The 8,276-nt window shown below is 60.5% G+C and carries 7 protein-coding genes; 3 read left to right on the forward strand and 4 right to left on the reverse strand.

Going from position 1 to position 8,276, the window contains the following annotated elements; all coding sequences use genetic code 11:
* Positions 1-19: 19 nt before the first annotated feature.
* The 4 genes from B3520_RS03510 to B3520_RS03525 form a co-directional block, all read right to left on the reverse strand.
* Positions 20-1,012, reverse strand: coding sequence for an alpha-L-glutamate ligase-like protein (locus tag B3520_RS03510; protein WP_286804618.1), 993 nt, complete (start codon positions 1,010-1,012; stop codon positions 20-22).
* Entirely contained in the window at positions 1,009-2,568 is a 1,560-nt protein-coding gene (locus B3520_RS03515) for an inactive transglutaminase family protein (protein ID WP_286804619.1), read from the reverse strand. Before B3520_RS03515 ends, B3520_RS03510 begins: the two co-directional genes overlap by 4 nt.
* On the reverse strand, positions 2,565-3,356 hold the full coding sequence (locus tag B3520_RS03520; protein ID WP_286804620.1) for an ATP-dependent zinc protease: 792 nt from the start codon (positions 3,354-3,356) through the stop codon (positions 2,565-2,567). The genes B3520_RS03515 and B3520_RS03520 overlap by 4 nt, the downstream gene beginning before the upstream one ends.
* Positions 3,357-3,457: 101 nt before the next feature.
* Positions 3,458-4,333: a lysophospholipid acyltransferase family protein gene (locus B3520_RS03525; protein WP_286804622.1), complete on the reverse strand. Its 876-nt coding sequence runs from the start codon at positions 4,331-4,333 to the stop codon at positions 3,458-3,460.
* A 193-nt stretch (positions 4,334-4,526) separates the two neighbouring features.
* Here B3520_RS03525 and glyQ point away from each other — a divergent pair, with 193 nt between their 5' ends.
* Genes glyQ through gmhB form a run of 3 tightly spaced genes read left to right on the forward strand, consistent with a single transcriptional unit; the run spans position 4,527 to position 8,191 of the window.
* Positions 4,527-5,498: a glycine--tRNA ligase subunit alpha gene (glyQ, locus tag B3520_RS03530; RefSeq protein WP_024461667.1), complete on the forward strand. Its 972-nt coding sequence runs from the start codon at positions 4,527-4,529 to the stop codon at positions 5,496-5,498.
* Positions 5,495-7,579 (forward strand): glycine--tRNA ligase subunit beta, encoded by a 2,085-nt coding sequence (glyS, locus tag B3520_RS03535; protein ID WP_286804623.1) that lies wholly within the window; start codon positions 5,495-5,497, stop codon positions 7,577-7,579. Before glyQ ends, glyS begins: the two co-directional genes overlap by 4 nt.
* 3 nt (positions 7,580-7,582) lie before the next feature.
* Positions 7,583-8,191: a D-glycero-beta-D-manno-heptose 1,7-bisphosphate 7-phosphatase gene (gene gmhB / locus B3520_RS03540; protein WP_286804624.1), complete on the forward strand. Its 609-nt coding sequence runs from the start codon at positions 7,583-7,585 to the stop codon at positions 8,189-8,191.
* Positions 8,192-8,276 lie beyond the last annotated feature (85 nt).

Below are 8,276 nucleotides of genomic sequence, written 5' to 3' on the forward strand. Positions count from 1 at the left end.
GCGCGTAAACCGAAGGGAATCAGGCAATTTTCTGGGCTGGCCCGGCCGCCGGGTCCTCGGGAATCGCTTCGGCAAAGGCCTTCATCACATAATCCACACGGGCCTCCGGCGTCTTGTGCAGGCCGGCCTTCAGGGACTCAATATGGCGCAATCGGGGTAGCAGTCCCAAGCCGTTAGCCACCTGAATCGCCAGCCCCGGACGGGCATTGAGCTCCAGGAGCTGGGGTCCCCGGCTTTTATCGAGCACAATGTCGGTGCCGATGTATCCCAGACCGGTCATTCCATAGCAGCGCGAGGCGAGCACCAGCATTGAGCGCCAGTCCGGCACCTTGATTTCGTTCAGGGGCTTCTTGGTGTCCGGGTGCAAGGAGACGCCCAGACCGAACTGGACCGCCTTCAGGCAGCGTCCCGTGGCAATATCCAGCCCCACGCCCACGGCGCCCTGGTGGAGATTCGCCTTGCCATCGGAGGCATGGGTGGCCAGGCGCAGCATGGCCATCACCGGGTAGCCTTTGAAGACCACCACACGGATATCCGGCACGCCCTCGTAGGAATAGCCCTCAAAAATATCGTCGAACTCAATCAGGTCCTCGACGATCACCACATCGGGCTTGCCCCCCAGGGAGTACAGACCGGCGAGAGTGTTGGACATGTGCCGACGGATTTCTTCAATGTCAATTTCCGCTCCGGAGGCCTTTACAAACTTGCCCCCATTGCGGCCAGTAATCACCAGAATGCCTTTACCGCCGGAGCCTTTGGCGGGCTTCACCGCGAAGCCATCGAGTTCGTGAAGCTGTTTCTCGATGTGGCTGATCGCGTGCTGCTCCGACACCACAAAGCGCAGGGCCGGCGTTGCCAAACCAAACTCCTCAGTGAGCAGTTTGGTTTTCAGTTTGTCATCCACCAGCGGATAGCGCGAGCGGGTATTGTAGCGGCCAATGAACTCCCGGTTGCGGGCATTCATGCCGAGAATACCCAGCTTTTTCAGACGCCAGGGGCTGATCCACTTCATGGTTTGTCCGACCCCGCGGCGGCTTCCTGCTCCAGCGCCATGGCCCGGAACCGGCGCAATTCCGACAATTTATAGCCGGTGTATTGGCCCATCAGCATGATCAACGCCAGGATCACCAGGTTCAGCTCCGGAAAGTTGAAGCTCAGATGGTTGGCCAGGGGCAGTTGCATCAACAGATACGCCATCACCGCCACCAGCAGACTGCCCCCGCCCTGAATCACCACTTCGTGGGCACCTTCCTCCTCCCAGAGAATCGACATGCGCTCGATGGTCCAGGCGATGATGATCATCGGGAAAAAGGTGATGGTCATACCGGTACTGAATCCCAACTGATAGCCGAGCAGGCTCAGCATCGAAATCAGGAAGATCACCAGCACCACCAGCGTCGCGATCCGGGCCACCAGCAACAGGTTCAGGTGTGAGAGGTAGCTGCGCAGCATCAGCCCGAGCGACACTACCACCACAAAACTGATCAGGCCGGGCAGCAGTGAGGTTTGCAGAAACGCCAGGGAGATCAGTACCGGCATAAAGGTACCGGAGGTTTTGAGGCCCACAATAATGCGCATGAACACCACGACCAATGCACCCAGCGGCAACAGGAAAAGCATTTTGAACATGCTCTGCTCTTCAATGGGAAGCTGCTGAACCCCCAGCAGGGCGAAGGCACTGTCACTGAATTGCGCCACCGCCAGCTCTTCAGCGGGCACGGTCTGGCGGATCATGGAGAAGCTGACCCCGGAGTTTCGCCCCCCGGTGACGTCGAGCAGGGACGCTCCGCCGCGATGCCAGAGCACCAAGTTCTCCGGCACGCCCTGTTCACCGGTCTGAGGGTTGAACAGCACCCACTCCTCGCCATTGTAGGCTTCCACCATCGGGGTCAGTGTCTGGCGGCGACGGGCGTCTTCCAGAAACAGACCCATGACCTGGCGGGCGGGAATATCGGCCTGGTTCAGCAGCCGTTCCAGCAGCAGGGAACGACTGCCCACCTCTTCGATCAGCAACGACGCATTCTGATCGCCGGTCGGGTTGTTCAGTCGCTTGATCAGCTCGCGGGTCAGGCTCTCGGGGGTACTGGATGTCTCCAACGCCTGAGACAACAACTGATTGGCCGCTGTATCCTGCGGCTCTTCCCAGTACAGTGAGCGGGGCTTCGGCGCTTGTTGCTCATCATCGGGGCTTGGTTGCGGCCCTACTTCCGACACACCACCGATCAGTTGCGCTTTGTAATACAGCGTTTGAGGCCCCCTCGCTTCGCGTTTGGACCACTCCCCCCGGCGATCACCACCCTCTTCGATGATGGAGAAGCCGTACCCGGGGGACGTTGCGTGTTCGGTGTGCAGGCGGAAATCCGGCGGATTATCGGGCAAATCCAGGCTGACCAGCACCTCGCCCCCGGTGGCCTGAAAATCGACCCGGGCTTCCACCAACCAGACCGGCCGCTGCTCACCGGGCCAGAAGGGCAGCTCCATTTCCACATGCCGGGCCCAGGCGGTCGCCAACCCGGCCACCACCAGACTCACCACAATCAGGTAGAAGGGGACGCGGGATTGGGTCATTCGTCAGTGCTCTTGTCGACATCCGAAGGTTTGGGCGGTTTGGGTTCGGTAATATTATCCCGGGCGACGTCTACCAACATGACATCGCGCAGGACATTGCGGCCAATTAACAGGGGAAACTCCATATGGCTGCGATCTGACAGGGTGAATTCCGCCATCTGGGTCAAGGAGCCCATGGTGATGCGCATTTCCACCACCGGGCGTTTTTCAACATCTTCGCTGCTGGCCTGAATAATACGGACTTTGCGCGACCGGGGACGTTCCAGCTCCACCAGCTGGTCCAGGGCCGGGTCGTGAATTTTGAACCGCACCCACTCATCACCGTTGCGCTCAAAGATCTCAATCTCCCGGGCGTCCATGGAGGAGGTGGTCGCGCCCGTGTCGACCCGGGACTGCAAAACAATTCCCAGGTCCGTCAGCAGTACCCGCTCTTTGGCACCTACGACCTTTTTGTCCATGGCGTCACCGGGAACCGGCAGAGCCAGGCCCTGCGCACATTCGCTACCAGCGCCCCTGGACTCACGCCCGTCTCGTTCACTTTCAACCAGATCGCGCAGCGCTTGCTCATCCTGTTGCTGCAGCTCAATGCTCTGGCGCAGCAGCTCCAGCGCCTCGGCAATTTGCTGCTGTTGTTGCTCAAAAGTCAGATCGCGCTGCTGTTGTGCCAACAGGCACTGATTGGCGGCTTCCATATCCGCTTTTTTGACGAGAACGTGATGGGTGCTGCACGCCGAGAGGAGTGTCAATAACGGCAGCAAGGCCACCCATTTCAGGGGACGGTTGTTCATGTTTCCCTTCCGATTGATGATCATATTCATACAGTGTACCCCAGTGCGGGGGCTGGCGGCGTCAACGGCCTGCGTTACAAAGGTTAAGGCCTGGAAATTGTTCAATAGCGGGGCGCGTAGTCATCCGGTAGCCGGCGAAACCGCTTGTATTCCCATTGATATTGGGTCGGCGCTCTGAGCACACAGTCTTCCACGCTGCGGTTCAGGCCGGCGACTGACTCAGCCGCATCCTCCGCGTATATCCGTTCGTCTGCGGGCAGAACCACCATTTTGAAACCTTTTGGAACCCGCTGGGCGAACACACTCACGACCTTGCAGCCAGTGCGTTGAATCAGACCGTGCACCAGTGTCATGGTAAGCGCCGGTTGCCCGAAGAAGGGCGCCACTTCCGCACCATTGCCACGCTCGGGCACCTGGTCGGGCAGAATCGCGACAATCTCACCCCGCTTCAGCGCTTTAAGCAGTTGACTGACTCCTCGGCGATTGGTCGGCGCCATATCGATATTGTCTTTGCTGCGCCCTTTGAGAATCATCTCGTCCAGTGCCGGCTGACGAGGCGGCTGGTAGAGCGCCGTCAAACGGGCGTAGCTGGCCAGAAAGGGACCAACCGCTTCCCAGTTGCCTAAATGGGGCGCAAGAACCAGTACACCTTGCCCTTCGGTCAGGGCCGTCTTGAGCGCCTCGTCGTTTTCCACCTCGACAATATGCCGCTGCAGCCATTCCCAGGAGTGCAGCCAGACCGCCGCCGCCTCCGCGACGGTTTTGCCGGTCTCGGTGAGGCTCTGGCGCACCAGCCGCTCCCGGGCCCGATCTTTGATATGGGGCTGGCACAGTGCCAGGTTCTGCCGGGTAATACGGGCAGAGCGGCCACTGCTGAGCCACATCAGCCAGCCGGCAAAGCCGCCGAACACTCGCCCCACAGACAACGGCAGGCGCCCGAGGAGCTTCAACATCCATACGGCGAACCGTTCTTTCATGCCTAAACCACCGTTAAATCGCCAAAGTGCGCGCAGTTTACGGCAACCAGCCGTACCAATCACCCCCCAACTACCGCTATAATTCGCGGCTGTTTTCGCTCAGGGCCCTGGTGCACCATCAGCGTCCTGGCGACTGGCGCGTTATATAACGCGACTTCAATTTCTCGACCTCATGCTCGGAGGCAGGTTACCCGTGTCAGACAGTCAAACCCCCGCCGGCGCCCACTCGCCCGATGTCAGTACCTTTCAGGGGCTGATTCTCGCCCTGCAATCCTACTGGGCACGCCAGGGCTGCGTGATCCTGCAACCGCTGGACCTGGAAGTGGGCGCGGGCACCTTTCACCCGGCCACCTTCCTGCGCTCGATCGGCCCGGAAACCTGGAACGCCGCCTACGTGCAGCCCTGCCGCCGGCCCACCGACGGCCGCTACGGCGAGAATCCCAATCGGCTGCAGCACTATTACCAGTTTCAGGTGGTAATGAAGCCCTCCCCGGCCAACATTCAGGAGCTGTACCTGGGTTCGCTGAAGGAGCTGGGCATTGATCCCGCGATCCACGACATCCGCTTTGTGGAAGATAACTGGGAATCGCCCACCCTCGGGGCCTGGGGCCTGGGCTGGGAAGTCTGGCTGAACGGCATGGAAGTCACCCAGTTCACCTACTTCCAACAGGTGGGTGGCCTCGAGTGCTACCCGGTCACCGGCGAGATCACCTATGGTCTGGAGCGGATTGCCATGTACCTGCAAGGGGTGGACTCCATTTACGATCTGGTCTGGACCGTGAACCCGGCGGGCGACAAGGTCACCTACGGCGATGTGTTCCACCAGAACGAAGTGGAAATGTCCAAATACAACTTCGAGCAGGCCGACACCGAGTCGCTGTTCAACAGTTTTGATGTCTACGAGCGCGAGAGCGAGCGCCTGATCGGGGAGGGGCTGCCCCTGCCGGCCTATGAAATGGTGATGAAGGCCTCCCACGCGTTCAACCTGCTGGACGCCCGTCACGCCATTTCCGTGACTGAACGGCAGCGCTTTATTCTGCGGGTGCGCAGCCTGGCCCGGGCCGTCGCTCAGGCCTACTTCGACGCCCGCAAGGCCCTGGGCTTCCCCCTGGCCCCCGAAGCCCTGCGCAATGAACTTCTCGCGGCAGAGGGAGACGACCAATGAGTGCCGATTTTCTGTTTGAACTGGGCACCGAAGAGCTGCCCCCCAAAGCCCTGAAAACCCTGATGAACGCCCTGCGCGAGGGCATCGCCGGCGGCCTGGACACCCAGGATCTGGACTACGATGCCATTCACGCCTACGCCAGCCCGCGCCGCCTGGCGGTATTGGTAAGAGACCTGGCCGAGCAGACCCCGGTCAAAGAGGTGGTCACCTACGGCCCGCCGGCCAAGATTGCCTTCGATCAGGACGGCAACCCCACCAAGGCCGCCGAGGCCTTCGCCAGTAAAAACGGCCTGAGCGTGACCGAGCTGACCACCGAGAATGACGGCAAGGCGGACAAACTGGTGGCCCGCTCCAAGGCCGGCGGCCAGTCGGTGGTAGAGCTGTTGGGCGATATCGTCAATGACGCCCTGGCCAAGCTGCCCATCGCCAAGCGCATGCGCTGGGGCGCCAGCCGCACCGAATTTGTCCGTCCGGCCCACTGGCTGGTGATGCTCTACGGCGACGAAATCGTCGACGCCGAAGTGCTCGGACTGCGCGCCAACCGCTGCACCCGCGGCCACCGCTTCCATTACAACCACGAGCTGGATCTGTTCAACCCGAGCGACTATCTCGAGAAGCTGGCCTCCACCGGCTATGTACTGGCCGATATGGACGCCCGTCGGGACCTGATTCGCGAGCAGGTGGACGCGGAAGCCAAAAAAGTCGGCGGTACGGCGGTGATCGACGACGATCTTCTGGATGAAGTGACCGCGCTGGTGGAGTGGCCGGTGGCGCTGCTGGGCAACTTCGAAAAGCGCTTCCTGAACGTGCCCGCCGAAGCGCTGATTGCCTCCATGAAAGAACACCAGAAGTACTTTCACCTGGTGGACGCTCAGGGCAAGCTGATGCCCCACTTCATCACCGTGGCCAATATCGAAAGCGACGATCCGGAACAGGTCATCGACGGCAACGAGCGGGTGATCCGCCCGCGCCTGTCCGATGCTGCCTTCTTCTTCGATACCGACCTCAAGCACACTCTGGAAAGTCGCCGTGAGCAGCTCAAGCCCATCGTGTTCCAGAAACAGCTTGGCAGCGTGTTCGAGAAAACCGAGCGCATCGCGGCTTTAGCTCACATAATTGCTGCAGAGATCGGAGCAAACCCCTCGCTAGCAACACGTGCCGGCCAACTGTGCAAGTCTGACCTAGTCACCGAAATGGTCTTGGAATTCGACAAAATGCAGGGCATCGCTGGTTACTACTATGCTCGCAACGACGGCGAGCACGAAGAAGTCGCCCAGGCCATGAAGGAGCAATACCTTCCCAAGTTTGCCGGCGACGCGCTGCCGGAAACCACTACCGGAGCCATCATCGCCCTGGCGGACCGCCTGGATACAATTTCCGGCATTTTCGGCATCGGACAGCAGCCTACAGGCTCCAAAGATCCGTTTGCTTTACGCCGAGCGAGTCTCGGAGCTTTGCGCCTTTTAGTAGAGAAAAACTTAGACCTAGACTTACGCAAACTTTTGGTAGACTCGTTAACCTTGCACGGCCTCATCTCAGGAACCCCCAAAGCGGGAGCTCCACTCAACCGTATCTTGGACTATATGCTCGAGCGCTTCCGCGCCTGGTACGAAGACGCCGGCATTCCGGTGGAAGTGTTCCTCGCGGTGAGTGCGCGCAAAGTCAGCAATCCTCTGGATATCGACCAGCGGGTGAAGGCGGTGCACGAGTTTTATCAGTTGCCCCAGGCCCAGGCGCTCGCCGCCGCCAACAAGCGGGTAGCCAATATTCTGGCCAAGTCCGGCGCGCCGGCCGGTGAGCTCGACCCCGCCCTGCTGCAGGAGTCCGCCGAAAAAGCGCTGGCCGAAGCGGTGCAGGCGAAAGCCAAGGTGGTCGAGCCTCTGTTTGCCAAACGCGCTTACACCGAGGCGCTGACGCAACTGGCGGACCTGCAGGAGCCGGTGGATGCTTTCTTCGACCAGGTAATGGTCAACGCGGAGGATGACAAGCTGCGCAATAACCGTCTGGCACTGCTGCAGCAACTGGGTGACCTGTTCCTGGCGGTCGCCGATATTTCCCTGCTCGCTCCGGCGAAAGGCTGAGCCATGAAACTGATCATTCTGGACCGGGACGGCGTGATCAACGAAGACGCCGGCGATTACATCAAGTCCGTCGAGGAATGGCAGCCCATTCCCGGCAGCATTGAAGCCATCGCCCGGCTCAGTCGGGCCGGTTTCACACCGGTAGTGGCCACCAACCAGTCCGGCCTCGCCCGGGGCCTTTTCGACCTGGACGACCTGGAGGCCATGCACGCCAAACTTACCGCCCTGGTGGAAGAAAACGGCGGCAAGCTGGAGGCGATTTTTTACTGCCCCCACCACCCGGACGAGGACTGCAAGTGCCGCAAACCCAAAACCGGCATGCTCGATGCCATCGAGGCGGTGTTCAACACCTCGGTGCAGTCGGCCTGGTTTGTGGGCGACACCAGCAAAGATCTGCAAGCAGCCCTGACCAAGGGCTGTCAGCCCTGCCTGGTGCGCACCGGGCGCGGACGTGAGACCGAAGCCGAACTGGCCTCGTTCCTGGATGCCGCCGAGCTGGAACAGGTGCGCATTTTCGACCACCTGGAGGCCGCGGTGACAGCGCTGCTGTCAGAGCCCGAACAGGCCGACGCCGCCCCCTCCGATCCGCAAGACCACGAAGGACAGCCTTAACCGTGTTGTACAAAGCCTTTCTCTACGTCCGCACCACGATTTTCGATATTGGCTACTACGGATCGGGGATCCTGTTTGGTGCTTT

The sequence above is a fragment of the Marinimicrobium sp. UBA4509 genome, from assembly GCF_002388575.1.
Lineage (GTDB): Bacteria > Pseudomonadota > Gammaproteobacteria > Pseudomonadales > Cellvibrionaceae > Marinimicrobium > Marinimicrobium koreense.

Coding starts and splice junctions, on each gene's coding strand:
- B3520_RS03510 (WP_286804618.1), bottom strand. CDS start 1,012: ATGAAGTGGATCAGCCCCTGGCGTCTGAAAAAGCTGGGTATTCTCGGC.
- B3520_RS03515 (WP_286804619.1), bottom strand. CDS start 2,568: ATGACCCAATCCCGCGTCCCCTTCTACCTGATTGTGGTGAGTCTGGTG.
- B3520_RS03520 (WP_286804620.1), bottom strand. CDS start 3,356: ATGAACAACCGTCCCCTGAAATGGGTGGCCTTGCTGCCGTTATTGACA.
- B3520_RS03525 (WP_286804622.1), bottom strand. CDS start 4,333: ATGAAAGAACGGTTCGCCGTATGGATGTTGAAGCTCCTCGGGCGCCTG.
- glyS (WP_286804623.1), top strand. CDS start 5,495: ATGAGTGCCGATTTTCTGTTTGAACTGGGCACCGAAGAGCTGCCCCCC.
- gmhB (WP_286804624.1), top strand. CDS start 7,583: ATGAAACTGATCATTCTGGACCGGGACGGCGTGATCAACGAAGACGCC.